Raw genomic sequence first — 26,187 nt, 5'->3', positions numbered from 1 at the left:
GGCAGAGGAGCCAGCCGCTATGCCCGAAAAGTCTCAACATCACACTTGAATGGAAGACTTGAAGGAATGGACAACAGCATCCGGGTCACCGGCGCCCGCCTCCACAACCTCAGGAACGTCTCCCTCTCCCTCCCGAAGAACAAGCTGGTCGTCCTGACCGGCCTGTCCGGCTCCGGCAAGTCCACGCTCGCGTTCGACACCCTCCACAAGGAGGGCCAGCGGCAGTACCTGGAGTCGCTGGGCATGGTCACCGGCTTCGCCGGCAAACCCGCCGTCGACTCGATCAGCGGCCTGTCCCCGTCCATCAGCGTCGACCAGCACCTCACCAACCGCAGCCCCCGTTCCACGGTCGGCACGGTCACGGAGGTGTTCACCTACCTGCGGCTGCTGTGGTCGCGGATCGGGACCCGCCCCTGCCCCGGCTGCGGCAAGAGCATCCCGCCGTCGTACGCGAACGCCGCCGAGGCCACCGCGGCCGACGAGGACGCCGAGGGCGAGCAGACCCCCTGCCCGCACTGCGGCACCCTCGTGCCCGAGCTGGTGATGGGGTCCTTCTCCTTCAACAAGCCCGCGGGCGCGTGCCCGTCCTGCACCGGCCTCGGCGAGGTGATCCAGCCCGACGTACGGCGCCTGGTCGACGACTCCCGCTCGCTGGCCGAGGGTGCGGTACGGGGCTGGAACCCGAAGCTCACCGAATGGAACCTCACCGCGCTGCGGGCCGCCGCCCGCCACTACGGCTTCACCTTCGACGCGGACTGCCCGTTCGGCGAACTGGGGGACCACCAGCGCGACTTGCTGGTGTACGGCGTCGAAAGCCCCGAGTTCCGGCGGCACTTCCCGGCGGTCGACCCGCCGGCGTCCGTGGCCGCGGGCCGCTTCGAAGGGGTCGCGACGGCGCTGCTGCGGCGCTACACCGAGCGCGCCGACGACCCCGAGTACCGCGAACGGGCCGAGAAGCAGGGCCTGGTGAAGCAGCCCTGCGGCCTGTGCGAGGGCACCCGGCTGCGGCCGGAGAGCCGGGCGGTGACCGTGCACGGACTGACGATCGTCGAGGCGGCACGACTGCCCCTGACCGAGCTCGACGGCTGGCTGGCCCGCCTGAAGGAGCGGTCGGCCGAGGACGAGTGGCTGCTCGTGGAGCCGGTCGTCGCCGACCTGGAGGAGCGGGTACGGCGCCTGGTGGACGTCGGAGTCGGGTACCTCAGCCTGGAGCAGTCCACGCCGAGCCTGTCCGCCGGGGAGACCCAGCGGCTGCGGCTGGCCGCCCTGCTCGGCTCCGGACTCACCGGCGTGCTGTACGTCCTCGACGAGCCGACCATCGGCCTGCACCCCTCGGACACCGCCCGCCTGATCGGCGTCCTGCGCCGCCTGCGCGACCTGGGCAACACCGTGCTGGTCGTCGAGCACGACCTGGACGTGCTGCGGGCGGCGGACCACGTGGTGGACGTCGGCCCGGGGGCGGGCCGGGACGGCGGCCGGATCGTGGCGGCCGGGACGCCGCAGGAGGTGGCCCGCGCCGAGGGTTCGGTGACCGGCGCGTATCTGTCGGGCCGGCTGCCCGCGCCGCAGTCCCGTGGCCGTGGCGACAGCGCCTCGGCCGTCGTGATCCGCGGGGCCCGGGCCCACAACCTCAAGGACGTGACCGTACGGTTCCCGCTGAACCGCCTGGTCACGGTCACCGGCCCGTCCGGCTCGGGCAAGTCGACGCTGCTGCTGGACATCCTGGGCCGGGCCGCGCGCTGTCACTTCCACGGGGCGGGGGAACTCCCGGCCGAACACGACGGCATCGACGGCTGGGAGCACCTGTCCAAGGCGGTCCTCATCGACCAGGAGCCGATCAGTCGCGTCCCGCGCTCCAACGCGGCGACGTACTCGGACGTCTTCACACCGATCCGGGAGGTCTTCGCCGCGAGCAGCGAGGGACGCCTGACGGCGGGCCGGTTCTCCTTCAACGTGCCGGGCGGACGCTGCGAGCGGTGCGAGGGCGCGGGCGTGCTCACGGTGCGGATGCACTTCCTCCCGGCCGTGCAGGTGCGCTGCCCGGGGTGCCGGGGCCGCCGCTTCCGGCCCGAGGTGCTGGCGGTGCGGTACCAGGGGTACGACATCGCGGAGGTGCTGGAGGCGACGGTGGACGAGGCGCTCGGGGTCTTCGGGGACGTGCCCGCCGTGGCCGGCCGGTTGCGGCGCATGGCGGACGTCGGCCTCGGCTACCTGCCGCTGGGGCAGCCCGCACCCACGTTGTCCGGGGGTGAGGCACAGCGGCTGAAGCTGGCGAAGGAGCTGGGCCGCCGGGCGGCCGACCGCACGCTCTACGTCCTCGACGAGCCCACGACCGGGCTGCACGCGGCGGACTCGGCGCGGCTGCTGGACGTGCTCCAGCGGCTGGTGGACGCGGGGCACTCCGTCATCACCATCGAGCACAACGTCGATGTCATGCGGGCCTCGGACTGGCTGATCGACCTCGGGCCGGTGGGGGGCGCCGGCGGCGGCCGGGTGGTGGGAGAGGGCACCCCGCAGGAGGTGGCGGCCGCGCGGGCGTCTCGGACAGGTGGGTTTCTGGCCGGGTGACCTGCGCCGGGCTCTCGGGGTCGCCCGCTTCATCGGCGGCGTCCTGCCTCGTCAGCCCTGCCTCTCCAGCACCGCGTAGTCGGCGAAGCTGCGGCGGTAGCGCAGGTGCCGGGTCTCCTGTGTGTGCCTGCGCTGCCACTCCTCCACCTCGGCCGGGGTCGGGCGCGGTCCCGAACTCGCCCCGCAGTCCTCCTCCTCTCCCGAGACGCAGCGGGCCTCGTACTCCGGGACGGCCGACGCGTCCTGCACGATCGAGTACGGGACGTACCGGAAGACGCGGCGCCCCGCCGGTTCCCCACCGTGTTCCTTCCCCTGGTGCTGGCGCAGCAGCACGTTCGCGTCCGTCACGGCACTCCCGTCGAACGCGGCCCGCGCCTTGTCCCGGCGGACGGCCAGCTCCTCGCACACCGCGCACCCGGGCACGGGGACGGGGGGCCGGCTCGGGTCGGCCGACAGCCCTTTCCTGGAACGCTCGTTGGCCGCGCGTACGCCCGCACTGAGCCGTTCCTCCAGCGTCGCCACCCGGTTCCGCTCCGGGTCCGCCTGCGGTTCCATTTCGCGTACCTCCGTAACTCTGGGTGTACCGAGCGTTGCGCAGGGGAACAGTCCGGTTCAATGCTTGGCGTGTGACACCGGTGCACTGTCACGGAGGGGGAAGCCGTGAGCCGACGGAACGGCGGGGAGTCGGGGGCGAGTACGGCGGCCGTGTTCGGGGAGGTGCTGCGGCACTTCCGCGAGGCGGCGCTGCTCACGCAGGAGGCGTTGGCGAGGCAGATCCCCTGCGACCGCTCGCACGTGGCGCGGGTGGAGGCGGGCACGAGGGTTCCGCAGGAGGGTTTCGCGAAGACGTGCGACGAACTTCTCGGCACGGGTGGGGTGTTGCTGCGGTTGTGGGGGCGGATCGATTGGTATCCGCAGGTGGAGCATCCTGACTGGTTTCGGCGGCGGGCTGAGATGGATGAGGTGGCCGTCACTTTGCGGGAGTACCAGGAGCGCCTGATCCCGGGCCTCTTGCAGACGGGCGACTATGTCCGGGCGCTGTTCCGACGCGTCGCCAGCGGCGACGAGGTCGAGGAGCGCGCCCACGCCCGACTGAGTCGGCAGCGACGATTTCTCGCCGAGGGCGGTCCGCTGTACATCGCCGTTCTGGACGAGAGCTGTCTACGCAACGTGGTCGGTAGCCCGGCAATCATGAGGGACCAGTGCGCCCATCTGCTTCGCGTCGGGCAGCGGCCCAACATCCGCATCCAGGTCGCCCCGGCGAGCTTCCCGGAACTCCTGCGGCCCAACGTGTCCATGTCGCTGATCGAGCTGCCGGACGGGCACCGGTGGGTGTATTCGGAGTCACTGGACCGCGGCCATTTCAACGACGATCCGAGCGTCTACACAGGTCATAGCCACGCCTATGATGTGCTCAGGGCGGACGCTCTGTCAGTCCGCGAGTCCGTCGCCCTGATCAGCGACGCGATGAAGGGGTACGAGCAGCATGAACAGGCACGAACTCTGCGCGGCGACCTGGATCAAGAGCAGCTACAGCGGCGAAAACGGCGGCAACTGCGTGGAAATAGCCCCCGGTTTCCCCGACACCGTCCCCGTCCGCGACAGCAAAACCCCTGACGGTCCGGTCCTGGTCGTCGGTCGATCCGCCTGGTCGGCGTTCACCGGAGCTCTCTGAGGACTACGGCTGGTCGTCCCTCTTGTCCTCGTCGTCGAGGGACTTCAGGAACTCGGGGTTGTCGTCGGGCGCCACCCACTGCCGGGGCCGACCCCCCGCCGGCGTCCGCTTCTTGCCCGCGATGAGCCAGGAGATCGACCCGACGAGCGGAAACAGCAGCACGAGGATCGCCCACAGCGGCTTGGGCATGTGACGGATGTCGTCGTCCTTCGTGCTGATGCAGTCGATGAACGCGTACACGCTCAGCGCCAGCGGCACGAGGAACATCAGTACCCGGAGCATGCGCGGCCTCTCAGCGAAAGCGGGTGGGCGGTTCCAGGCCAGGGTAGCCGCTCGGGGATACTGGACCGCATGGCTTACGACGATCTTCGCTCCCTGCTCAGGGCTCTGGAGCGCGAGGGCGACCTCAAGCGCATCAAGGCCGAGGTGGACCCGTACCTGGAGGTCGGGGAGATCGTCGACCGGGTGCAGAAGGCCGGCGGCCCGGCGCTGCTCTTCGAGAACGTGCGCGGCTCGCGCATGCCCCTCGCGATGAACGTGTACGGCACGGACCGGCGGCTGCTGAAGGCGCTGGGCCTGAAGTCGTACGGCGAGATCTCGGAGCGGATCGGCGGGTTGCTGAAGCCCGAGCTGCCGCACGGGTTCGTCGGTGTGCGGGAGGCCTTCGGGAAGCTCGGCGCGATGACGCACGTACCGCCGAAGAAGGTCAAGGACGGCCCGGTGCAGGAGGTCGTCCTCACCGGGGACGACGTCGACCTGGAGCAGCTTCCGGCCCTGTTCACCTGGCCCAAGGACGGCGGCTCCTTCTTCAATCTGGGGCTCACCCACACCAAGGACCCGGAGACGGGCATCCGCAACCTCGGGCTGTACCGCCTCCAGCGCCACGACAAGCGCACGATCGGCATGCACTGGCAGATCCACAAGGACAGCCGGAACCACTACCAGGTGGCGGCCAGGCGCGGTGAGCGGCTGCCCGTCGCGATCGCCTTCGGGTGCCCGCCCGCGGTGACGTACGCCTCCACCGCGCCGCTGCCCGGGGACATCGACGAGTACCTGTTCGCCGGCTTCCTCGCGGGCAAGCGGATCGAGATGGTCGACTGCAAGACCGTCCCGCTCCAGGTGCCGGCGCAGGCGGAGGTCGTGATCGAGGGCTGGCTGGAGCCGGGCGAGATGCTCCCCGAGGGCCCGTTCGGCGACCACACCGGCTTCTACACGCCCCAGGAACGCTTCCCCGCCCTGAAGATCGACTGCGTGACGATGCGGAAGCGGCCGTTGCTCCAGTCGATCGTCGTGGGCAGGCCGCCGACGGAGGACGGACCGCTCGGCCGTGCGACGGAACGCTTCTTCCTGCCGCTGCTGAAGATCATCGTGCCGGACATCGTGGACTACCACCTGCCGGAGGCGGGCGGTTTCCACAACTGCGCGATCGTCTCGATCGACAAGAAGTACCCGAAGCACGCGCAGAAGGTGATGCACGCCATCTGGGGCGCGCACATGATGTCGCTGACCAAGCTGATCGTGGTCGTCGACTCCGACTGCGACGTCCACGACCTGCACGAGGTCGCCTGGCGGGCGCTCGGCAACACGGACTACGCCCGGGACCTCAGCATCGTCGAGGGCCCCGTGGACCATCTCGACCACGCCTCCTACCAGCAGTTCTGGGGCGGCAAGGCCGGTATCGACGCGACGAAGAAGTGGCCCGAGGAGGGCTACACGCGTGACGGCGGCTGGCCCGACATGGTGGAGTCCGATCCGGAGACGGCGGCGAAGGTGGACCGCCGCTGGAAGGAGTACGGGCTGTGACCTCCGCTTCCGCCGCGATCCCCCAGCCGGGACGGACGAAGGCCTTCCTCCGGCTGGTGATGATCGAGCACTCGGTCTTCGCGCTGCCCTTCGCCTACATCGCCGCCCTCACGGCGATGTTCCAGTGGGACAAGAACATCCACTGGGGGCGGCTGCTGCTGGTCACCATCTGCATGGTCGGGCTGCGTACCTTCGCGATGGCGGTCAACCGGATCATCGACCGGGAGATCGACGCCCGTAACCCGCGCACGGCACACCGCGAACTGGTGACCGGCGCGATGTCGGTACGGCACGCGTGGACGGGCGCCCTGATCGCCCTGGTCGTCTTCCTCGGCGCGGCGGCCCTGCTCAACCCGCTGTGCCTGGCGCTGGCACCCATCGCGGTGATCCCGATGGTGGTCTACCCGTACGGCAAGCGGTTCACGAACTTCCCGCAGGCCATCCTGGGCCTCGCCCAGGCGATGGGCCCGGTCGGCGGCTGGCTGGCGGTCACGGGGTCCTGGTCCTGGGACGCGGTGATCCTCGGTCTCGCCGTCGGCATCTGGATCGGCGGCTTCGACCTGATCTACGCCTGCCAGGACGTCGAGACCGACCGCGAGATCGGCGTCATGTCCGTCCCGGCCCGCTTCGGCATCCCGGCGGCCATCTGGGGCGCGCGGGTCTGCCACACCCTCACCACGGCCCTCTTCGTCTGGTACGCCCTGGCCACCGACGCGGGCGCCTTCTTCTGGCTGGGCCTGCTGATCGTCGCCGCCGCGTTCCTCTACGAACACAGCATCGTCCGCCCCCACGACCTGTCCCGAGTGAACCGCGCGTTCTTCAGCGTCAACGGCTTCATCGGCATAGCCCTGTTCGTGTGCGCGCTGCTCGATCTCTTGGTTCGGGGCCTGACCGTGTAACGACGGTGCGGCCTACCATCGAGGGCAGGACCCCAGGGAGGCCACCGTGACCGTCCCGGGCATCGACCGCCTGCACTCGCAGCTCAGCAAGCTGGAGGACATGTTTCCCGGCTTCCTGACGGAGATCGTCGAGGGCAGCATCGTGATGAACCCGGTCCGTCATCCCGGCCGAGGCCGAGGCCGAGAACCGCAGCGCGTACCCCGCCGACCTGATCGAACTCGTCGCCGAGGTGGTGTCCCCGGAAAGTGTCCGCCGTGACTACGCGATGAAGCCCCGGTGGTACGCCTCGCGGGGTATTGCCAACTACCTCGTGCTCGATCCGCTCAAGGGCCACGTCGTGACCATGTGGAACCCCGGCCCCGACGGCTACCGAGACCGCGGCACGCTCTCGTACGGCGCCGAACTGGCCGTCGACTCCTCACTCGGCAAGCTGTCGATCCCCACCGCCCGGCTCCCGGTGGACCCGAAGGCCCGTTCCTAGGACGCGAGCGCTCGGCTCGCTGCCGGCCGGCGGAACACGAACGCCGCTGCCACGCCCGCCAGGAGGCCCAGCAGGTGGCCCTGCCAGCTGATGCCGGTCTGGGTGGGGGCCAGGCCCGCCAGGATCGAGCCGCCCCAGATCGCGGCGATCAGGATGCCGACCAGGACGCCCAGCGGGCGGCGCTCGACGAAGCCGCTGACCAGGAGGAAGCCGAAGAGGCCGAAGATCAGGCCGGAGGCGCCCGCCGTGTTGGTGTGCGCGGGGGCTATGAGCCACACGCCCAGGCCGTCGGCGATCACGATCAGCGCGCAGACCAGCAGGAAACGGCGCAGGCCCGCCAGCGCGGCGAGGAAGCCGAGGACCAGCAGCGGCACCGTGTTCGCGGCCAGATGGGCGAAGCCGAAGTGGATGAACGCCGACGGCACGACGTCGACCAGTTCGGACGGGGTGCGCGGCGTGACGCCGAGGCCGTCCAGCGCGTGGCCGCTGAGCACGTCCACCACTTCCAGCAGCCACAGCAGCGCGATCCAGACCAGCATGAGCTTGCCCGCGGCCAGCGCACGGTCGCCGCGCGACCACTCGCCTCCCACTCCCGACATGAACACCCCCAGTGTTCGCTCGTCCCCTCCGGGGAACGCCCCGCCCCCCTTGGCCGGTTCCCACCCTGCGACGCCGGATAGGCTCGGTGTTGTGAACCCAGTCAAGCCAGGCGAGACACCGCGTACGCCTTGGATCGTAGGGGTGTCCGGCGCCTCCGGCACCCCGTATGCCGCTGCCGTGCTGCGGGCCCTCCTCGCCGCCGGCGAGAGCGTCGACCTCGTGGTGTCCCGAGCCTCCCGCCTCACCCTGCTCGACGAGACCGGGATCTCCTTCCGGGACGCCCACTGGCAGGACGACCTGCGGGAATGGCTGTCCCGGGGCGCCGACGGCAAGCCCGGCACGTTCTCCGTGGACATCGACGCCGTGCGGCACTGGAGCCCCGGCGACCTGGCCGCCGGTCCCTCCTCGGGTTCGTACTCCACCAAGGGCATGCTGATCGTGCCCGCCTCGACCGCGAGCGTGGCCGGGGTCGCGCTCGGACTGTCGAAGGACCTGTTGCAGCGGGCGGCGAGCGTGACCCTGAAGGAGCGCCGCCCCCTGGTCGTGGCCGTACGCGAAACCCCGCTGAACGGCCAGACCCTGCGGCACCTGGTCACCCTCGACGACGCGGGCGCGACCGTCGTGCCCGCCTCACCCGCCTTCTACGCGGGCGCGACGCACATCCAGGACCTGGTGGACTTCGTCGCCGGACGCGTACTCGACGCGGCGGGCGTGCCGCACCGGCTCTACCGCCGTTGGCAAGGTGAGCTCGGCGGCGGAGCACACCACGCCGGCTAGGCCACACCCCCTGTACGTCATCACAACCACAGACTTTTCAGACAACTTCAGCGGAAGGCTTCGATCGCAATGGACGCGGTGGACAGGCAGCTCATCCAGGCCCTGAGGGAGAACGGCCGGGCCTCCTACGCAGAGCTGGGACGCCTCGTCGGGCTGTCGGGACCCAGTGTCACCGACCGCATCAACCGGCTGGAGGCGGCCGGAGTCATCACCGGCTACCGCGCCACCGTCGACGCCGCCTCGCTCGGCCTCGGTGTCACCGCCCTCATCGGCATCTCGCTCTCCGACGCCACCGACCACGAGGACGTGGCCCAGCGGCTGCGGGACCTCTCGGAGATCGAGGACTGCTGGTTCATCGCGGGCGACGACTCGTACATGCTCAAGGTGCGGGCGACGGACGTGGACGGCCTGGAGAAGATCATCCGGCGGCTCAGCGGCACGAAGGGCGTCTCGCGGACGCGTACGACGATCGTGCTCTCCACCAAGTGGGAGAACCGGGTCGGGGAGCTGCCGGAAGAGGAGTAGTCGTACCGTTGGGACGTCGTCGATGAAAGGTGTGGGCATGGATCTCGGGCTCAAGCGCGAGCTGGAGGAGAAGGTCAGGGCGGGTGTTCGCCTGACCCGTGAGGACGGCATCGCGCTGTACGAGTCGGACGACCTGGCCTGGCTCGGCGGCCTGGCCCACGAGGTGCGCACGCGCAAGAACGGCGACGTCGTGCACTTCAACGTCAACCGTCACCTCAACATGACCAACGTGTGCACCGCCTCCTGCGCGTACTGCTCCTTCCAGCGCAAGCCGGGGGAGAAGGACGCGTACACGATGCGGATCGAGGAGGCCGTCAAGCTCGCGAAGGCGATGGAGGGCGAGAACCTCACCGAGCTGCACATCGTCAACGGGCTGCACCCGAACCTGCCGTGGCGCTACTACCCGCGCTCGCTGCGGGAGCTGAAGGCCGCGCTGCCGCACGTCTCGCTGAAGGCCTTCACGGCGACCGAGATCCACCACTTCGAGACCATCTCCGGGATGAGCGCGTCCGAGATCCTGGACGAGCTGATCGACGCGGGGCTGGAGTCGCTGACCGGTGGCGGTGCGGAGATCTTCGACTGGGAGGTCCGGCAGCACATCGTGGACCACCGGACCCACTGGGAGGACTGGTCCCGGATTCACCGGCTGGCGCACGAGAAGGGTCTGAAGACCCCCTGCACGATGCTGTACGGCCACATCGAGGAGCCGCGGCACCGGGTGGATCACGTGCTGCGGCTGCGTGAGCTCCAGGACGAGACCGGGGGTTTCCAGGTCTTCATCCCGCTGCGGTACCAGCACGACTTCGTCGACATGCAGGACGGCAAGGTTCGTAACCGGCTGCAGGCCCGGACGCAGATGGCGACCGGGGCGGAGGCGCTGAAGACCTTCGCGGTGTCGCGGCTGCTGTTCGACAACGTGCCGCACGTCAAGGTCTTCTGGGTCATGCACGGGGTGCAGACCGCGCAGCTGGCGTTGCAGCACGGTGCGGACGACATGGACGGGTCCGTCGTCGAGTACAAGATCACGCATGACGCGGACAACTACGGGACGCCCAGCAAGCTGACCCGTGAGGATCTGCTGGATCTGATTCGCGATGCCGGGTTCCGGCCGGTGGAGCGGAACACGCGGTACGAGATCATTCGGGAGTATGACGGGCCCGACCCGGAGCGTCGGGAGTCGCCGCAGCCGATGCGGGTGTGATTCCTTCGTCGGCGGGTGCGGGTCGTGGGGGCTGATCGCGCAGTTCCCCGCGCCCCTGGGTGGGGTACCCGGAGGGCATGGTCAGCACCAAGGCGCCTGAGGACGCCTACACCGCAGAACCCTTCGTTCCAGATCGCGGTGGGCTTCCCGCCCTGCGCCGTGCCGCTGCCGGGTGTCGCGGCTGTCCACTGCACCGGGACGCCACCCAGACCGTGTTCGGGGCTGGGAACACGGACGCTCGCGTCATGCTCGTGGGGGAGCAGCCCGGGGATCAGGAGGACCGGCAGGGGAAGCCGTTCGTCGGGCCCGCCGGACGGCTCCTGGACCGGGCCCTGGAAGAGGCGGGCATCGACCCCTCGGAGGCCTACGTCACCAACGCGGTCAAGCACTTCAAGTTCACCCAGGCCGAGCCCCGCAAGCGCCGGATCCACAAGGCGCCCAACCTGCGTGAGATGACCGCCTGCGGCCCCTGGCTGGCCGCCGAGCTCGCGGTCGTGGAGCCGGAGCTGATCGTCGTGCTCGGGGCCACCGCCGGGAAGGCGCTGCTCGGGTCCTCCTTCCGGGTCACGCAAGTGCGGGGCACGGTGCTGGAGGAGGAGATCCACGGCCGGCCGGAACGGCTGGTACCGACGGTGCATCCGTCGTCGGTGCTGCGGGCGGACGACCGGGAAGCGGCGTACCGGGGGCTGCTGTCGGACCTCAAGGTGGCGGCGCAGGCACTCTCGTAATAGCTACAATCGGCCTATGCCCCTTACCTTCACGCTCGACCCCGCCGTCACCCCCGCCCTGCGCGACGGCCTGCTCGATCTGTGGACCGACGTCTCCAACGCCGGGGGAGCCGTCGGCTTCGTGCCGCCGGTGACGCGCGAGGACGTGCGCCCCGAGCTGCTGAGGCACTTCGCGGCGATGTCGGAGGGCCGGGCCAGACTGCTCGCCGGGCACGACGAGGAGGGCCGGGTCGCGGCGACCGCGTTTCTCACGTTCAACACGCACCATCTGATGACGCACTGGCTGTGGCTGTACACGGTGATGGTGCACCCGCGTCACCAGGGCAAGGGCTACGGGCGTGACCTGCTCGCCGCCGCCGAGGAGGCGGCCCGTGGCCTCGGCTTCGAGGCGATCCGCCTCACCTGCCGGGGCGGTCTCGGTCTGGAGCGCTTCTACGCGTCCTGCGGCTACAAGGAGGTCGGCCGCGTCCCCGGCGCGATCCGGGTGGGGCCCGGCGACGACCGGGACGACGTCTTCATGCTGCTGCCGCTCATCTGAACCCCGGCTCGCACCCCCCTGCAAGATCGACGGTCCGGCGTGCTTCACTGGACGGTGCCCCTTTGGGTGCGTTCTGGCCGTTCGAACCGGAAGAGTGGATTGAGATGCTCCGCTACACGCTGATGCGCCTCGGGATCTTCGCAGGCTGCCTCGTGGTCGTCTGGGGCCTCGTCTACTCCGGCCTCGCCCCGCGCGGCCTCGGTGCCAGCAACGGCCTGTGGATCGTCATGCTCGCCCTGCTGATCTCCGCGCCGATCAGCTTCGTCGTGCTGCGCAAGGAGCGGGACCGGGCGTCCGTGCAGATCGTGCAGCGGGTGGACCGGATGAAGGCCAACCTGGAGGCCAACCGCAGCCAGGAGGACGTCGCCGACGACACCTCCCGGGCGCAGGGCCAGACCTCCTGAGGTCTCCTCACACGGGCGTACAGCGCCCCGCTTCCGTGGACGTTCGGAAGCGGGGCGCTTTGTGTTGTGCGAGTGGGTATGGCTCTCCGCCTGTCAAAGGCAGGCTTTGGGGTCCTCAAAGCTCAGGTGTTAAGGTCGTTGTCATGAAGTCAGCAGTCGCGCCCCCCATGCCTTCGAGCGTCGTGCTCGTGGCGCGCCTGCACGTGGATCTCTGTCGGTGCGCGTCCGCTGCCTGTCGTCCCTGACGTCACGCAACCCCCCGTCGTCTCCCACGTCAGTTCCTACGCGTCCCCCAACGGAGCCCGTCCGTGTCCTCACGCACGAAGTCCTTCAAGGTGCCCTTCTGGGCCCAGATAACCGCCGGTCTCGTCCTGGGCGTGCTGCTCGGCTGGCTCGCCCGCGGCCAGGACCTGTCCTGGCTGGTCACGTCCCTGGAGAAGGTCGGCGACACCTTCATCGGCCTGCTGAAGCTCGCCGTCGCCCCGCTCGTCTTCTTCGCGATCCTGGTCTCGATCACCAACCTGCGGAAGGTCAACAACGCGGCCCGCCTGGCCTCGCGCACCCTCCTGTGGTTCATGGCCACGTCGCTGATCGCGGTGAGCATCGGCCTGGTCATCGGCCTGGTCACCAACCCCGGTGCCGGTACCGGGCTCACGCCCAAGGACGGGGAGCTGCCGGAGAAGACCGGCTCCTGGATCGACTTCCTGACCGGCATCGTGCCGACGGACGTCATCACGCCGTTCACGCAGCTGAACGTCCTCCAGATCGTCTTCATGGCGGCCGTCGCCGGTGTCGCCGCCCTCCAGCTGGGCGAGAAGGCGCAGCCGATCCTCAACCTGAGCGAGTCGGTCCTCGAACTGCTGCAGAAGGCGCTGTGGTGGGTCATCCGGCTCGCCCCGATCGGCACGGCCGGCCTCATCGGCCACGCCATCGCCACCTACGGCTGGGACCTGATCGGCAAGTACGCGACGTTCACCGCCGACATCTACGTCGGCTGCGCGATCGTCCTGTTCGTGGTCTACCCCACCCTCCTCGCCACGGTCGCCAAGACCGGCCCGCTCCAGTTCTTCAAGGGCGCCTGGCCCGCCATCCAGCTGGCCTTCGTCTCCCGCTCGTCCGTGGGCACGATGCCGCTGACGCAGAGGGTCACCGAGCGGCTCGGCGTGCCGCGCGAGTACGCGTCCTTCGCGGTGCCCTTCGGCGCGACGACGAAGATGGACGGCTGCGCCGCGATCTACCCGGCCATCGCCGCGATCTTCGTCGCCCAGATCTTCGACATGCGGCTGGGCATCGGCGACTACCTGCTGATCGCGTTCGTCTCGGTGGTCGGCTCCGCCGCCACGGCCGGCCTGACCGGCTCGACCGTCATGCTGACCCTCACCCTCTCCACGCTCGGCCTGCCGATGGAGGGCGTGGGCCTGCTCCTCGCGATCGACCCGATCGTCGACATGGTCCGCACCGCGACCAACGTGGCCGGCCAGGCCCTGATACCGGTCCTGGTCTCCGCCCGCGAGAACATCCTCGACCGCGAGGCCTACGCCACGGCCGACGGCTCATCCCTGGATTCCCTGGATTCCCCCGACTCTTCGGACTCCCTGGACGAGCAGCGGGTCACCGCCGCGGCCTGACGGGACGACGGCCCCGGCCGGTCCTCTTCGGCTTCCCGGCCGAGGGCCGTCCGGGGGACCGTACGCTAAGTGGTATGGGTGCCGTGAAGACCAAGCGGATGCCGCGTGCGGTCCGTGAACAGCAGATGCTGGACGCCGCCGTGCAGATCTTCGGACAGCGCGGGTACATGGCCGCGTCGATGGACGAGATAGCCGAACTCGCGGGCGTGTCCAAGCCGTTGGTCTACCTGTACCTGAACTCGAAGGAAGACCTCTTCACCGCCTGCATCCGCCGCGCGGCCACGGCACTCGTCGAGGCGGTACGGGCCGGTGTCCGGCCCGATCTGCCCGCCGACCGGCAACTCTGGGAAGGGCTCGGCGCGTTCTTCGAGCACACCGCGCGCCACCCGGACGCCTGGTCGGTACTGCACCTCCAGGCCCGTACGCACGGCGAGCCCTTCGCGGCCGAAGTCGCCGCGATGCGCGAGGAGATCGTCGCGTTCGTGACCCAGCTGATCCTCGCCGCCGCTCGCGAGGCACACCGCGATCCCGACCTGCCGGAGCGGGAGGTCGCCGGCCTCGCCGAGGCCCTGGTCGGCGCCGCCGAGTCGCTCGCCGCCTGGGCCAACGCCACCCCGGGCGTCACGGCCCGCCAGGCCGCGGCCACGATGATGAACTTCGCCTGGGCGGGCCTGGGCGACCTCATGGCGGGGCGGCCCTGGTCACCGCCGGAGGAGCAGGCGGGGCCCGGGCCGGACGGGAGCTGAGGCGGCGACGGGGGCGGGCAGCGGCCCTCGACGGTCCGGCCCGGCCGTCACGCCGGGCAGACGTCCCCGGTCACGTGCACCCGCTCGTCCCCGCTCCGCAGTTCGAACCGGCCGTCCTCCGCCGCGTACGTCACCGTCCCGGGCAGCAGGACCGGTGCCCGGAAGTGCGCGCGTACGTGACAGGAGTCCGGCGTGCCGTGTGCGGCGAGGCAGCGGGCGACGGTCCACATGCCGTGGGCGATGGCCCGGGGAAAGCCGAACAGGCGGGCGGTGAGCGGGTGGAGGTGGATCGGGTTGCGGTCGCCGGACGCCGCCGCGTACCGCCGTCCCACATCCTCGGCGAACCGCCACTCGGCGACGGCCGGCAGTGGCTTCCGCACCTCCTCCCGGGGCGCCCCGGCGGGCCGTCGCGTGCGGTGCCGGGCGAGGTAGGTGCTCCTCGACTCCCATACGACCTCCCCGTCCTCACGCACCTCGGTGACGACCGTCGCCTCCGTGCCGCGCCGGTGGGGCGTCAGCCCCTCTACGTACACCGTGAGTTCGTAGCCGCCGGTGGCCGGCATCGCCCGGTGCCGGGTGATCGTGATCGACGTGTGGACGAGTCCCAGCAGCGGCAGCGGAAAGTCCCGGCCGCTCATCAGCCGCATGGCCAGGGGGAAGCCCAGCACGTGCGGATAGGTCAGCGGCAGCGCGTCCTCCCCGGTCGGGAACCCGCAGACCCGCTCGTACGCCGCCAGCCGGGCGAGGTCGACGCGCAGGCCGGGCAGGACGAGACGGGTGCGCGGGAACTCCGCGTCGGGGGCCGGGCGTTTGAAGGGGGACAGCAGGGCGCCGCGCGCGAGGAGCGGGGCGAGGGAGGGGGACCCGGTGAGGACGAGAGCGGCGTCGGTCATCACGCCCCCAGCAGGCTCTGGCCGCATACGCGCACGACCTGCCCGTTGACCGCGCCCGAGGCCGGGTGCGCGAGCCAGGCGGTGGTCTCGGCGACATCGACCGGAAGACCGCCCTGCGCGAGGGAGTTCATGCGGCGGCCCGCCTCGCGGATGAACAGCGGGACGGCGGCCGTCATCTTCGTCTCGATGAAGCCCGGCGCGACCGCGTTGACCGTCACCCCGTGCTCGGCGAGCGCGCGCGGCGCGAGGGAGCGGACCAGGCCGACGATGCCCGCCTTGCTCGCCCCGTAGTTGGTCTGGCCCGCGTTGCCGGCGATGCCCGCGATCGAGGCGGTCGCCACGATCCGGCCGCCCCGGTGCAGCGTCCCGGCCTTCAGCAGCGCGTCCGTCGTGCGCAGCACGCTCGCCAGGTTCACCTCCAGCACCGGGATCCAGCGCTCGGCGGGCATGTTCACCAGTCGCCGGTCCCGCGTGATGCCCGCGTTGTGGATGAGCAGGTCCAGGCCGTCCGGCAGGGCCTCGGCGATCCGCGCGCCCGCGTCGGCGGCCGTGATGTCGAGGAGCAGCGCGGTGCCGCCGAGCCGGTCGGCGACGCGCCGGGCGTCCCGCTCGGCCTGCGGCACATCGAGGACGACGACCCGGGCCCCGTCCCGGGCGAGTGTCCCGGCGACCGCCTCGCCGATGCCGCGCGCGGCACCGGTGACCAGGGCGGTGCGGCCGGCGAGGGGGCGGTTCCGGTCGAGGGGGGTGGCGGGCTCGTCGCCGGACCCGACCTCGATCACCTGCCCACTCACGTAAGCCGACTTGGGCGACAGCAGGAAGCGGAGGGTGGACTCGGCCGCGTGCGCGTCCCCGAGCCGGACCAGGTTCACCGTCCTGCCCCGGCCGATCTCCTTGCCCAGGGAGCGCGTGAAGCCCTCCAGGGCCTGCTGGGCGGCGGCCTGGTGATGGTCGGCGGGGTCGAGCGGCGCGCCGAGCACGACCACGCGTCCGCTCGTGGCGATCGACCGCACGACGGGGTGCAGCGCCGCGTGCACCTCGGCCAGCCCCTCGACGTCCCGCACCCCGCTCGCGTCCAGGACGACGGCGGCCGCCCGGTCGGAGCCGGCCGGGGCGATCCCCGTACGGGCGAGGACCGGCGCCAGGTCGAGGGCGGATCTGCCGGCGGTGAGGTGCAGCAGGCCGCCGTCCAGGGCGGGCCGCTCGGGGGACCAGCGGGTCAGCGCCGCGGGCTGGGGCAGGCCGAGCCGGCGGGTGAGGAATCGGCCGGGCGCGGTACCGGTGAAGCGCAGATAGCGGTCGGCCATTCCAACTCCCAGTTCCCGATGACGTCTCACTGAAGACCCACCCCTGCTTACTCTGGAGTAAGGTTACCGTAGGTAAGGCTACGTCACAGGCGAGGAGCGGGTCGAGATGAGCCCCCAGAAGATGTCGGTGCGGCGTGTGGCGGTCGTCGGCGGAGCGCGCATCCCGTTCGCCCGCTCCGACGGCCCGTACGCCACCGCCTCCAACCAGCAGATGCTCACCGCCGCCCTCGACGGCCTGGTCGAGCGGTACGGGCTCCAGGAGCCGGGCGCGGTCGGCGAGTTCGTGGCCGGCGCGGTCCTCAAGCACAGCCGCGACTTCAACCTGGCCCGCGAGACGGTCCTCGGCTCGCGTCTGCACCCCACCACCCCCGCCTACGACATCCAGCAGGCCTGCGGCACCGGACTCCAGGCCGTCATCGCCGCCGCCAACAAGATCGCCCTCGGCCAGACCGAGTCGGCGGTCGCGGGCGGCGCCGACACGGCGAGCGACGCGCCCCTGGGCGTCAACGACACCCTGCGCCGCATCCTCCTGGAGGCGCGCCGGGCGAAGTCGCTGGGCGAGCGCGTGAAGGCCCTGGCGAAGGTTCGCCCGGGTCACCTCGTCCCCGACGTCCCGCGCAACGCCGAGCCGCGCACCGGCCTGTCCATGGGTGAACACGCCGCTGTCACGGCCCGCGCCTGGGGCATCGGCCGCGAAGCCCAGGACGAACTGGCGGCGGCCAGTCACCAGCGGCTGGCGGCGGCGTACGAACGCGGCTTCTTCCAGGACCTGGTGGTCCCCTTCCGCGGCCTGGCCCGCGACCAGAACCTGCGCCCCGGCTCGACCGTGGAGAAACTCGCCTCCCTGAAGCCGGTGTTCGGCCTCGGCCACCCCGACCCGACCATGACGGCCGGGAACTCGACGCCGCTGACCGACGGGGCCGCGACCGTGCTGCTGGCGAGCGAGGAGTGGGCGAGGGAACGCGGCCTGGAGCCGCTGGCGTACCTCACCGCGTACGAGACGGCGGCCGTCGACTTCGTCGGCGGAGACATCGCGGGCGGCGAGGACGGGCTGCTCATGGCACCCGCGTACGCGGTGCCGCGCATGCTGGAGCGGGCCGGACTGGGCCTGGCCGACTTCGACCTGGTGGAGATCCACGAGGCCTTCGCCTCCCAGGTGCTCGCGACGCTCGCGGCCTGGGAGAAGCGGGGCCTGGGCACGGTGGACCGCACCCGGCTGAACGTCGCCGGCTCGTCCCTCGCCACCGGCCATCCCTTCGCCGCCACCGGCGCCCGGATCGTGGCGACCCTGGCCAAGCTGCTCGCCGAACGGGACGCGCCCGCCCGCGGGTTGATCTCGGTCTGCGCGGCGGGCGGGCAGGGCGTGACGGCGATCCTGGAGCGGGCCTGAGAGCGACGGCGTACCGAACCTGAAGGACCCTCACGTAACCCCCGAGAATGCACAGGCCTGGCTCCGGACCATCCCCGAACCCGCACAAACCCGCCACGTGAGGCCCGTACGATCCCGTTCCTACCGGCAGTAACCCCTTTCTGGGGGTTCAACCGGTTGAGCGCCTCGGCGTGCGAGGCACGTACGTCATGCAGCAAGCAGTTCCTTTCGCTGCGCGCCCCAGGAGCCGCCCCGTGTCCACTGCCCATCCCTCCTCCGCCTACGGCGACATGTACGGCGGACCGGTCCTCGTCGAGCCCGAGACGCGGCGGCTGGACGGGGTCGTACGGGAGGCGTCCGTACCGCCGCTGGCGCCGCCGTGGACCCACGGGTCGCTCGCCGACCTGCCGTTCGACAACGCGAGCGCGAACCCGGACGCCGTGGCGCTCAGCCGCAAGAACGCCGACGGGCGCTGGAGCGACGTCACGGCGGCCCGGTTCGCCGGCCAGGTGCTGGCCGTGGCGAAGGGACTGATCGCCGAAGGACTGATGCCCGGCGACCGGATCGCGGTGATGGCCCGCACGATCTACGAGTGGACCGTTCTGGACTTCGCGGCCTGGGCGGCCGGGCTGGTCACCGTCCCCATCTACCCCACGTCCTCCGTCTTCCAGGCCCGCTGGATCCTCCAGGACTCCGGCGCGGTCGCCCTGGTCACCGAGTTCTCCGGGCAGGCCGCCGCACTCGGCCCGGAGCGCGAACGCCTGCCCGACCTCAGGCACATGTGGATCGTGGAGAAGGGCCACGTCGACCGGCTGGTCGAAGCCGGCGCGCACCTCTCCGACCAGGAGGTCGAGGTGCGGCGCGGCATGCTGGGCCCCGACACCCTCGCCACCCTCATCTACACCTCGGGCACCACGGGCCGTCCCAAGGGCTGCGCGCTCACCCACGGCAACTTCTTCGCCGAGGTCGACAACGCGATCGAACTCCTCTACCCCGTCTTCAAGGCCAGGACCAGCGAAGAGGCCTCGGTCCTGCTGTTCCTGCCCATGTCCCACGTCTTCGGGCGCATGGTGGCGATCGCCTGCGTCCGCGCCCGCGTACGGCTGGGCCACGCGCCGAGCATCAAGGCGGAGAATCTGCTCCCGGACCTGGCGAGCTTCCGGCCGACCTGTCTGCTCGCCATCCCGTACATGCTGGAGAAGGTCTTCAACTCGGCCCGGGCCAAGGCCGAGGCGGGCGGCCGGGTGACGTCGTTCGACCGCGCGGTGGCGGTGGCGCGGCGCTACGGCGAGGCGATGGAGGCCCAGCAGACGGGCACCGGCCCCGGCCCCTCCCGCGCCCTCAGAGCCGCCCGGGTCTTCTACGACCCCCTGGTCTACCGCCGGATCCGCAACGCCATGGGCGGCAGGGTCCGCTACGCCATCTGCGGCGGCTCACCACTGGGCCGCCGCCTCGCCGCGTTCTACGCCGGAGCCGGCATCGAGATCTTCGAGGGCTACGGCCTGACGGAGACGACGGGCGCGTCGACCGTCACCCCGCCCCTCAAACCCCGCCTGGGCACGGTCGGCTGGCCCCTGCCCGGCACCCGCGTCCGCATCGCCGCCGACGGCGAGATCCTCCTCGCCGGCGACCACGTGCTGCGCGGCTACTGGGACCCCCAGGCCGGTGGCGTCGTACCCGCCGCCCCCGACGGCTGGCTCGCCACGGGTGACATCGGCGAACTGGACGACGAGGGCTACCTGACGATCACCGGCCGCAAGAAGGAAATGCTGATCACGGCGGGCGGCAAGAGCGTCGCCCCGGCGCCCCTGGAGAACTGGCTGCGCTCCCACCCGCTGATCTCCCAGTGCATCGTCGTGGGCGACGGCCGTCCCTTCGTCTCGGCCCTGATCACCCTGGACCCGGACGGCATCACCCACTGGCGCCAGATGAACGGCAAACACCCCGTGCCGCCCAAACTCCTCGTCGACGACGAAGAGCTCCGCGCCGTCCTCCAGCGCGCCGTCGACGAGGCCAACAAGATGGTCTCCCGCCCGGAGTCCATCCGCCGCTTCGCGATCCTCCCCGAGGACTTCTCCGAGGAAGCGGGCCATCTGACGCCGTCGATGAAGCTCCGCCGCGAGGCGGTGATGCGCGCCTTCGCGGCAGAAGTGGAGGGTCTGTACAGGCGGTGAGGCACCTTTGCGATCTCTTCACACGGGGTTCTTGACGTCGCAAGGCGTCTGGCCGTTGGCTTTCAGCCACCGCGTCGCGATGCTCCCCCATCGGAAGGCACCACCAGTGAAAGCGCGTAACACCCGTCGGTCCGCTGTGCGTCCCCTCTCCATAGCCCTGGCGGTCTCCGTAGCGGCCCTGTCCCTCACCGCGTGCGGCGACGGGAGTGACGACTCCGCAAGCGTGAAGAAGGGCAACGACATCACGGTGGGCCTGCTGCTGCCCGACCGGGACACGGCACGCTTCGAGAAGTTCGACTACCCCCTGATCAAACAGGAGGTCGCCTCCCTCACCGAGAACCAGGGCAAGGTCAAGTACGCCAACGCCGAGGCGAGCGTGTCCAGACAGAGCGAGCAGTTCCAGCAGATGATCGACGACAAGGTCGACGTCATCCTGGTGGACGCGCTGAACTCCAAGACCATCGCGTCGGATGTGCGCAAGGCCAAGGACGCCGGCATCCCGGTCATCGCCTACGACCGGCTCGCCGAGGGTCCGATCGACGCGTACGTCTCCCACGACAACGAACTCGTCGGGCAGGTGCAGGGCCGCGCCATCGTCGGGGAGCTCGGCGACAAGGCCCAGAAGAGCAAGGTCGTCATGATGAACGGCGACCCAGCCGACCCGAACACGGCACGGTTCAAGGACGGGGCGCTCAGCGAGCTCCAGGGGCAGGTCGACATCGTCCAGCAGTACGACACCAAGGAGTGGAAGCCCTCGATCGCCAAGGCCAACATGAAGAAGGCGATCCGCACCGTCGGGCTGAACAACATCGCCGCCGTCTACTCCGCCAACGACGGCATGGCGGGCGCGGTCATCGAGGCGCTGAAGGAGGCGGGCGCCACGAAGATCCCGCCGGTGACCGGGCAGGACGCCAACCTGGACGCGGTGCAGCGGATCGTGTCGGGGGAGCAGTACATGACCGTGTACAAGTCGTTCCTGCTGGAGGCGACGAACGCCGCGAAGATCGCCGTGGCCAAGGTCCAGGGCCGCTCGATCGAGTTCGCCGCGCTGACCCGGGAGACCGTCGACAGCCCCACGGAGAAGGACATCCCGGCGATGCTGGTGCCGGTGGTCGCCCTCACCAAGGACAACATCAAGGAGACGGTGATCACGGACGGGGTCTACACCGTCAAGGACATCTGCACCGCGAAGTACAAGGCGGACTGCCAGGCGATCGGTCTCGAATAGCGGGCGCCGGCGAACACGGTATTGGAACCTTCAGTTCAAAACTGTTAGCGTCCCTGCCATGGCCCGGCCGAGGAAGTTCGACGAGGAGCGGGCCCTGGACGCGGCGATGCGCGTGTTCTGGGAGCGGGGCTACGAGGCCACGTCCACCCAGGATCTGTGCGACGCCACCGGTCTGGGGCGCAGCAGCATCTACAACACCTTCCGGAGCAAGCACGACCTGTTCGAGCGGGCCCTCGCCCGCTACCTGGACGCCATGACGGCGGTTCAGACGGCGGTCCTGGACGACGCGGAGCGGCCCGCCGCCGACCGGGTGCGCGCTCTGCTCGCCAACGTCGTCGAGAGTGAGACGGAGTGCCGGATCGGCTCCGGGCGGGCCCTCGGCTGCCTGGGGGTCAACACCGTGGTGGAGCTGGCCGCGCGTGACCCCGAGGCGGCCGCGATGCTGGAGCGCGACACCCTGCGGCGCCTCGCCGTCTACCGGGCCGTGATGGAGCAGGGCCGGCGTGACGGCAGCATCACCTCCGCGCGTGGCCCGGAAGCACTCGCCCGGTTTCTCAACGCCACGGTCGCCGGCCTGCGTGTCTCCAGTCAGGGCGGTGCCGGCCGGGCCGACCTCGAAGTGATCGTCGAGACCGCCATGGACGCGCTGGTGTCCTGAACCCGCCCGAGGGAGACCTCGGGCTCTGTCATGGCCCAGTTTTGAACTGATCAATACATAACTCTTGAACCGAGCAGCAGAGGAGCCTCCCGTGCCCCGTGCCGTATACATCCTGGCGCTCGGCATCTTCGCCATGGTGACCAGCGAGTTCGTGGTCGCCGGGCTGATGCCGCAGATGGCGGAGGGCCTGCACGCCACCGTCCCCCAGATCGGGTACCTGATCACCGCCTTCGCCGTGGCCATGTCGGCCGGCGGACCCTTCCTGACCATGGCGGTGACGAAACTCGCGCCACGCACCGCGCTGATGACCCTCTTCGCCGTCTTCCTGACCGGCAACGTCCTGGCCGCGACCGCACCCGGTTACGCCGTGATGACGGCCGCCCGGATCATCACCGGCGTGGCCTCGCAGGCCTTCTTCGGCGTCGCCGTCTCGCTGTGCGTCCAGCTCGCCCGCCCGGAGGTGCGCGGCCGGGCGATCGCGGTGGTCATGAACGGGCTGATGCTCGGCACGCTGCTCGGCCTGCCGCTGTCCACCCTGGTCGGTGAGCGGTTCGGCTGGCGCGCGGCGTTCTGGGCGATCTCGGCGCTGGCGCTGGTCGCCGCGGCCGTGACCCTCGCCGGTGTGCCCCCTCTGGAGCGCGCGGGGAGCGGCGGCTCGCTCCGCGAGGAGCTCGGCGTCTTCCGGAACTCCAAGCTGTGGCTGGTGCTGCCCACCAGCACGCTGATCATCGGCGCGACGTTCTCCGCCTTCAGTTACCTCAACCCGATCCTCACCGAGATCACCGGCTTCTCCACCGGCACCGTCCCCGCCCTGCTGATCGCCTACGGAGCCGCCACCGTCATCGGCAACACCGTCGTCGGCCGCCTCGCGGACCGTCGGACCGTGCCCGTCCTCGCCGTCGGCCTCTCGCTCAACGCGGTGTTCCTCGCGGGGTTCGCGCTCCTCGCCGACCTGCCCGTCCCCGCCGTCGCCTGCATGCTGGGCATCGGACTGGTCGGCGTCACCATGAACCCGGCGATGGTCACCCGCGTCCAGCGGGCCGGCAACGCGGGCCCGCTGGTCAACACCGTCCACTCCTCCTTCATCACCCTCGGCGTCATCCTGGGCTCCTCCCTCGGTGCCGTCGCCATCGACGTCTGGGGCCTGCGCGCCACCCTCTGGCTCGGTGCCGGCATGGCCGTCCTCGGGCTCACGACACTGCTGCCCGAGTTCACCTCCGGGCGGTCCGGAACGCCCGCGGAGCACGCTCAGCCCGACCGACGTCCGGCCCACGCCGGGTCCGCGTCCCGCGACCGGATCTGAACTCGCCCCGACCGCATGGCTCTTGACTTCGCAAGGCCCGCGCGCGACAGTCCCCACCCCTTCGCGTTCCTCATCGGGCTGGAGCGGCCATGACCACGAGCACGAACTCCGCGGGGACTCCCAAAGCCCCGTCCCGAAGACGAGTCCTGGCCGGCGCCGCGGGTGCCGGCCTCGCGGTCGCCGCCGGAGTGCAACAGGGCGCCCACGCCGCCGACCTACCCCCGCTCGGCACGTACGACGTCGTCGTCGTCGGCTCCGGCGCGGCCGGGATGACCGCCGCGCTGACCGCCGCCGGGCAGGGGCTGAGCTGCGTCGTCGTGGAGAAGGCCCCGACCTTCGGCGGCTCGACCCCCCGCTCCGGTGCCGGGATCTGGATCCCGAACAACCCGGTCATCCTCGCGGCCGGTGTCCCCGACACCCCGGCCAAGGCCGCCGCCTACCTCGCCGCCGTCGTCGGCCCGGAGGTCCCCGCCGACCGGCAGCGCGCCTTCCTCACCCACGGCCCGGCGACGATCTCCTACGTCATGGCCCACAGCCCCCTGCGCTTCCGCTGGATGGAGGGCTACAGCGACTACTACCCCGAGCTGCCCGGCGGACTGCCGAACGGCCGCTCCATCGAGCCGGACCAGCTCGACGGCAACCTCCTGGGAGCCGAGCTGGCACACCTGAACCCGCCGTACATGGACGTCCCCGCGGGCATGGTGGTCTTCAGCGCCGACTACAAGTGGATCGCCCTCGCCGCGGTCAACACCCGGGGCGCGGCCGTCGCCGCCCAGTGCCTCGCGCGGGGCACGAAGGCGGCGCTCCTCGGCCAGAAGCCGCTGACGATGGGCCAGGCACTGGCAGCGGGCCTGCGCGCGGGGCTCTCGTCGGCCGGGGTCCCGGTATGGCTGAACACGCCTCTGACGGACCTGCACGTCGAGAACGGCAGGGTGACGGGAGCCGTCGTCACCCGCGACGGCGCTCCCGGCCTGGTCCGCGCCCGCCGGGGCGTGATCGTCGGCTCGGGCGGATTCGAGCACAACGCCGCCATGCGGGACCGATTCCAGCGACAGCCCATCGGCACCGAGTGGACCGTCGGGGCGAAGGAGAACACCGGCGACGGCATCCGGGCGGGGGAGCGGCTGGGCGCGGCGCTCGACCTGATGGACGACGCCTGGTGGGGGCCGGCCATCCCCGCCCCCGGCGAGCCCTACTTCTGCCTCGCCGAACGCACCCTGCCCGGCGGGCTGCTGGTGAACGGCTCCGGCCGACGCTTCGTCAACGAGGCCGCCCCCTACAGCGACGTCGTCCACACCATGTACGACGTCCACGACACCGACCCGGCCATCCCGTCCTGGCTGATCGTCGACCAGAACTACCGCAACCGCTACCTCTTCAAGGACGTCCTGCCGGCCCTGCCCCTCCCCGACGCCTGGTACGACTCGGGCGCCGCGCACAAGGCCTGGACCCTGGACGCCCTGGCCGCGTCGATCGGCGTCCCGGCGGCGGCCCTGCGCACGACGGTCGACCGCTTCAACGCCCAGGCACGGCGGGGCGAGGACCCCGACTTCCACCGCGGTGACAGCGCCTACGACCACTACTACACGGACCCGTCGGTCCTCCCGAACCCCTGCCTGGCCCCCCTCTGGCTACCCCCTTACCACGCCTTCCGCATCGTCCCCGGCGACCTCGGCACGAAGGGCGGCATGCGGACGGACGCCCGGGCCCGCGTCCTGCGCCCCGACGGCTCGGTGATCCCGGGCCTGTACGCGGCGGGCAATGCCAGCGCGGCGGTGATGGGCCACAGCTACGCGGGCGCGGGCTCGACGATCGGGCCGGCGATGACGTTCGGGTACATCGCGGCGCGGGATGTCGCGGGGGTGTCGTAGGCGGACAAGTGGTACCGGCGCTGCGCTGGCACGGCCAGGAGATCGGCTCGGGACATCGGCTCAGGAGATCGGCTCCGGGGGCTTGCGGGCCACGAGGCTCGCCTGGGCGACCGGCTCGCCGCGTGTCTCGTCCGGCTCGCGCACGGTCCGTGCGCGGAGGGTGAAACCGGCGGCTTCCAGCAGGGCCGCGATGTGCTCCGGCCGGCGGCGGCGGAAGGTCAGGGCCACCGAGTGGCCGAAGGCCTGCTCGTAGTGACGGGGCTCGTCACCGCACTGGAAGCCGAGGAGGAGGTGGCCGCCGGGACGCAGGACGCGGTGAAAACCGGCGAAGAGGGCGGGCAGGTGCTCCTCGGGTGTGTGGATGGTCGAGTACCAGGACACGACACCGTCGAGCGAGCCGTCCGGAAGGTCCAGCTCCTGCATCGAGCCCTTCTCGAACCGCAGGCCCGGGTTCTCGCGGCGGGCGATCGCGAGCATCGACTCCGACAGGTCCAGTCCGAACACCGACAGCCCCCGGGACGCCAGGAACGCCGTCACCCGCCCGGGCCCGCACCCCAGGTCGGCGACCTCGCCCCCCTCACCCACGAGCTCCGCGAATCCGTAGAGCACGCCCAGATCCAGCGGCATCCCAGCCCCCAGGTCACGGAAGTGGACGGCGTACTCCTCGGCGACGGTGTCGTAGAACCTGCGAGTCTCGATCAGGAAGTCAGCATCGGCCATGGCAGCAGACCCTAGCGCGAGCGCCGATCGACAGGCCCGTGGCCAGAATTCACCGGGAATTCATCGGGTGGCAGGGCCGGAAAAGGCAGG

The 26,187-nt window shown here is 70.8% G+C and carries 26 protein-coding genes; 20 read left to right on the top strand and 6 right to left on the bottom strand.

What is annotated here, in order from left to right; all coding sequences use genetic code 11:
• Nucleotides 1–66: 66 nt before the first annotated feature.
• A complete protein-coding gene (uvrA, locus tag SCNRRL3882_RS17185) occupies nucleotides 67–2,568 on the top strand; it encodes an excinuclease ABC subunit UvrA (RefSeq protein WP_010043410.1) in 2,502 nt (833 codons plus the stop codon).
• A 51-nt stretch (nucleotides 2,569–2,619) separates the two neighbouring features.
• On the opposite strand, the gene SCNRRL3882_RS17180 is transcribed toward uvrA, so the two are convergent.
• Nucleotides 2,620–3,123, bottom strand: coding sequence for a hypothetical protein (locus SCNRRL3882_RS17180; protein ID WP_010043408.1), 504 nt, complete (start codon nucleotides 3,121–3,123; stop codon nucleotides 2,620–2,622).
• 105 nt (nucleotides 3,124–3,228) lie between these two features.
• On the opposite strand from SCNRRL3882_RS17180, the gene SCNRRL3882_RS17175 reads away from it, so the two are divergent.
• Both SCNRRL3882_RS17175 and SCNRRL3882_RS41745 read left to right on the top strand, forming a co-directional pair.
• Complete coding sequence (locus SCNRRL3882_RS17175) at nucleotides 3,229–4,185, top strand: helix-turn-helix domain-containing protein (protein ID WP_010043406.1); 957 nt, start codon at nucleotides 3,229–3,231, stop codon at nucleotides 4,183–4,185.
• Nucleotides 4,133–4,243, top strand: a complete 111-nt coding sequence (locus tag SCNRRL3882_RS41745) for a DUF397 domain-containing protein (RefSeq protein WP_231911242.1) — start codon at nucleotides 4,133–4,135, stop codon at nucleotides 4,241–4,243. Before SCNRRL3882_RS17175 ends, SCNRRL3882_RS41745 begins: the two co-directional genes overlap by 53 nt.
• Nucleotides 4,244–4,246: 3 nt before the next feature.
• Here SCNRRL3882_RS41745 and SCNRRL3882_RS17165 read toward each other — a convergent pair whose 3' ends face one another.
• Nucleotides 4,247–4,525: a PLD nuclease N-terminal domain-containing protein gene (locus SCNRRL3882_RS17165; RefSeq protein WP_010043404.1), complete on the bottom strand. Its 279-nt coding sequence runs from the start codon at nucleotides 4,523–4,525 to the stop codon at nucleotides 4,247–4,249.
• 69 nt (nucleotides 4,526–4,594) lie between these two features.
• Here SCNRRL3882_RS17165 and SCNRRL3882_RS17160 point away from each other — a divergent pair, with 69 nt between their 5' ends.
• The 3 genes from SCNRRL3882_RS17160 (at nucleotide 4,595) to SCNRRL3882_RS17150 (ending at nucleotide 7,427) form a co-directional block, all read left to right on the top strand.
• The gene (locus SCNRRL3882_RS17160; protein ID WP_010043402.1) at nucleotides 4,595–6,046 is read left to right on the top strand and encodes a menaquinone biosynthesis decarboxylase; all 1,452 of its coding nucleotides are present in this window, start codon (nucleotides 4,595–4,597) and stop codon (nucleotides 6,044–6,046) included.
• The gene (gene mqnP / locus SCNRRL3882_RS17155) at nucleotides 6,043–6,945 is read left to right on the top strand and encodes a menaquinone biosynthesis prenyltransferase MqnP (protein WP_010043399.1); all 903 of its coding nucleotides are present in this window, start codon (nucleotides 6,043–6,045) and stop codon (nucleotides 6,943–6,945) included. The genes SCNRRL3882_RS17160 and mqnP overlap by 4 nt, the downstream gene beginning before the upstream one ends.
• Nucleotides 6,946–7,106: 161 nt before the next feature.
• Complete coding sequence (locus tag SCNRRL3882_RS17150; protein WP_324604462.1) at nucleotides 7,107–7,427, top strand: Uma2 family endonuclease; 321 nt, start codon at nucleotides 7,107–7,109, stop codon at nucleotides 7,425–7,427.
• On the opposite strand, the gene SCNRRL3882_RS17145 is transcribed toward SCNRRL3882_RS17150, so the two are convergent.
• The gene (locus SCNRRL3882_RS17145; protein ID WP_029181418.1) at nucleotides 7,424–8,026 is read right to left on the bottom strand and encodes a rhomboid family intramembrane serine protease; all 603 of its coding nucleotides are present in this window, start codon (nucleotides 8,024–8,026) and stop codon (nucleotides 7,424–7,426) included. The genes SCNRRL3882_RS17150 and SCNRRL3882_RS17145 overlap by 4 nt on opposite strands.
• Before the next feature lie 91 nt (nucleotides 8,027–8,117).
• Between SCNRRL3882_RS17145 and SCNRRL3882_RS17140 the strand changes: the two genes are divergently transcribed.
• The 8 genes from SCNRRL3882_RS17140 to SCNRRL3882_RS17105 all read left to right on the top strand — a co-directional run bounded on the left by SCNRRL3882_RS17140 (nucleotide 8,118) and on the right by SCNRRL3882_RS17105 (nucleotide 14,574).
• On the top strand, nucleotides 8,118–8,804 hold the full coding sequence (locus tag SCNRRL3882_RS17140; protein ID WP_050810281.1) for a UbiX family flavin prenyltransferase: 687 nt from the start codon (nucleotides 8,118–8,120) through the stop codon (nucleotides 8,802–8,804).
• A gap of 69 nt (nucleotides 8,805–8,873) precedes the next feature.
• Complete coding sequence (locus SCNRRL3882_RS17135) at nucleotides 8,874–9,329, top strand: Lrp/AsnC family transcriptional regulator (RefSeq protein WP_010043395.1); 456 nt, start codon at nucleotides 8,874–8,876, stop codon at nucleotides 9,327–9,329.
• 37 nt (nucleotides 9,330–9,366) lie between these two features.
• Nucleotides 9,367–10,530: an aminofutalosine synthase MqnE gene (mqnE, locus tag SCNRRL3882_RS17130; protein WP_010043393.1), complete on the top strand. Its 1,164-nt coding sequence runs from the start codon at nucleotides 9,367–9,369 to the stop codon at nucleotides 10,528–10,530.
• A gap of 77 nt (nucleotides 10,531–10,607) precedes the next feature.
• On the top strand, nucleotides 10,608–11,258 hold the full coding sequence (locus tag SCNRRL3882_RS17125) for a UdgX family uracil-DNA binding protein (protein ID WP_029181417.1): 651 nt from the start codon (nucleotides 10,608–10,610) through the stop codon (nucleotides 11,256–11,258).
• Nucleotides 11,259–11,274: 16 nt separating this feature from the next.
• Nucleotides 11,275–11,796, top strand: a complete 522-nt coding sequence (locus SCNRRL3882_RS17120) for a GNAT family N-acetyltransferase (protein ID WP_010043389.1) — start codon at nucleotides 11,275–11,277, stop codon at nucleotides 11,794–11,796.
• A gap of 104 nt (nucleotides 11,797–11,900) precedes the next feature.
• Nucleotides 11,901–12,200 carry a DUF4229 domain-containing protein gene (locus SCNRRL3882_RS17115; RefSeq protein ID WP_010043388.1) on the top strand — a complete coding sequence of 100 codons (300 nt, stop codon included), beginning with the start codon at nucleotides 11,901–11,903 and terminating at the stop codon, nucleotides 12,198–12,200.
• A gap of 308 nt (nucleotides 12,201–12,508) precedes the next feature.
• On the top strand, nucleotides 12,509–13,828 hold the full coding sequence (locus tag SCNRRL3882_RS17110; protein ID WP_010043385.1) for a dicarboxylate/amino acid:cation symporter: 1,320 nt from the start codon (nucleotides 12,509–12,511) through the stop codon (nucleotides 13,826–13,828).
• A 74-nt stretch (nucleotides 13,829–13,902) separates the two neighbouring features.
• Nucleotides 13,903–14,574, top strand: coding sequence for a TetR/AcrR family transcriptional regulator (locus SCNRRL3882_RS17105; RefSeq protein WP_010043383.1), 672 nt, complete (start codon nucleotides 13,903–13,905; stop codon nucleotides 14,572–14,574).
• Between the two features lie 47 nt (nucleotides 14,575–14,621).
• Here the strand turns inward: SCNRRL3882_RS17105 and SCNRRL3882_RS17100 are convergent, their stop codons facing one another.
• Both SCNRRL3882_RS17100 and SCNRRL3882_RS17095 read right to left on the bottom strand, forming a co-directional pair.
• On the bottom strand, nucleotides 14,622–15,467 hold the full coding sequence (locus SCNRRL3882_RS17100) for a MaoC/PaaZ C-terminal domain-containing protein (RefSeq protein WP_010043381.1): 846 nt from the start codon (nucleotides 15,465–15,467) through the stop codon (nucleotides 14,622–14,624).
• Nucleotides 15,467–16,774, bottom strand: coding sequence for a 3-oxoacyl-ACP reductase (locus SCNRRL3882_RS17095; RefSeq protein WP_010043379.1), 1,308 nt, complete (start codon nucleotides 16,772–16,774; stop codon nucleotides 15,467–15,469). The genes SCNRRL3882_RS17100 and SCNRRL3882_RS17095 overlap by 1 nt, the downstream gene beginning before the upstream one ends.
• A 106-nt stretch (nucleotides 16,775–16,880) precedes the next feature.
• Here SCNRRL3882_RS17095 and SCNRRL3882_RS17090 point away from each other — a divergent pair, with 106 nt between their 5' ends.
• From SCNRRL3882_RS17090 to kstD, 6 genes are all read left to right on the top strand, one after another.
• Nucleotides 16,881–18,164: an acetyl-CoA C-acetyltransferase gene (locus SCNRRL3882_RS17090; RefSeq protein WP_010043377.1), complete on the top strand. Its 1,284-nt coding sequence runs from the start codon at nucleotides 16,881–16,883 to the stop codon at nucleotides 18,162–18,164.
• Nucleotides 18,165–18,433: 269 nt separating this feature from the next.
• Nucleotides 18,434–20,317, top strand: coding sequence for an AMP-dependent synthetase/ligase (locus tag SCNRRL3882_RS17085; protein WP_418952381.1), 1,884 nt, complete (start codon nucleotides 18,434–18,436; stop codon nucleotides 20,315–20,317).
• Between the two features lie 79 nt (nucleotides 20,318–20,396).
• A complete protein-coding gene (locus SCNRRL3882_RS17080) occupies nucleotides 20,397–21,545 on the top strand; it encodes a substrate-binding domain-containing protein (protein WP_102515004.1) in 1,149 nt (382 codons plus the stop codon).
• A gap of 58 nt (nucleotides 21,546–21,603) precedes the next feature.
• Nucleotides 21,604–22,203, top strand: coding sequence for a TetR/AcrR family transcriptional regulator (locus SCNRRL3882_RS17075; RefSeq protein ID WP_010043369.1), 600 nt, complete (start codon nucleotides 21,604–21,606; stop codon nucleotides 22,201–22,203).
• Nucleotides 22,204–22,294: 91 nt separating this feature from the next.
• The gene (locus SCNRRL3882_RS17070; RefSeq protein ID WP_010043367.1) at nucleotides 22,295–23,506 is read left to right on the top strand and encodes an MFS transporter; all 1,212 of its coding nucleotides are present in this window, start codon (nucleotides 22,295–22,297) and stop codon (nucleotides 23,504–23,506) included.
• 89 nt (nucleotides 23,507–23,595) lie between these two features.
• Nucleotides 23,596–25,377, top strand: a complete 1,782-nt coding sequence (gene kstD / locus SCNRRL3882_RS17065) for a 3-oxosteroid 1-dehydrogenase (RefSeq protein ID WP_010043365.1) — start codon at nucleotides 23,596–23,598, stop codon at nucleotides 25,375–25,377.
• 60 nt (nucleotides 25,378–25,437) lie between these two features.
• On the opposite strand, the gene SCNRRL3882_RS17060 is transcribed toward kstD, so the two are convergent.
• The gene (locus tag SCNRRL3882_RS17060) at nucleotides 25,438–26,097 is read right to left on the bottom strand and encodes a class I SAM-dependent methyltransferase (RefSeq protein WP_010043363.1); all 660 of its coding nucleotides are present in this window, start codon (nucleotides 26,095–26,097) and stop codon (nucleotides 25,438–25,440) included.
• Between the last annotated feature and the right edge of the window lie 90 nt (nucleotides 26,098–26,187).

Origin of the sequence: Streptomyces chartreusis NRRL 3882 (assembly GCF_900236475.1) — a bacterium.
Classification (GTDB): domain Bacteria; phylum Actinomycetota; class Actinomycetes; order Streptomycetales; family Streptomycetaceae; genus Streptomyces; species Streptomyces chartreusis_D.
The sequence above is the reverse complement of the archived record's forward strand: the minus strand, read 5'-3'. Positions and strand labels throughout refer to the sequence as shown.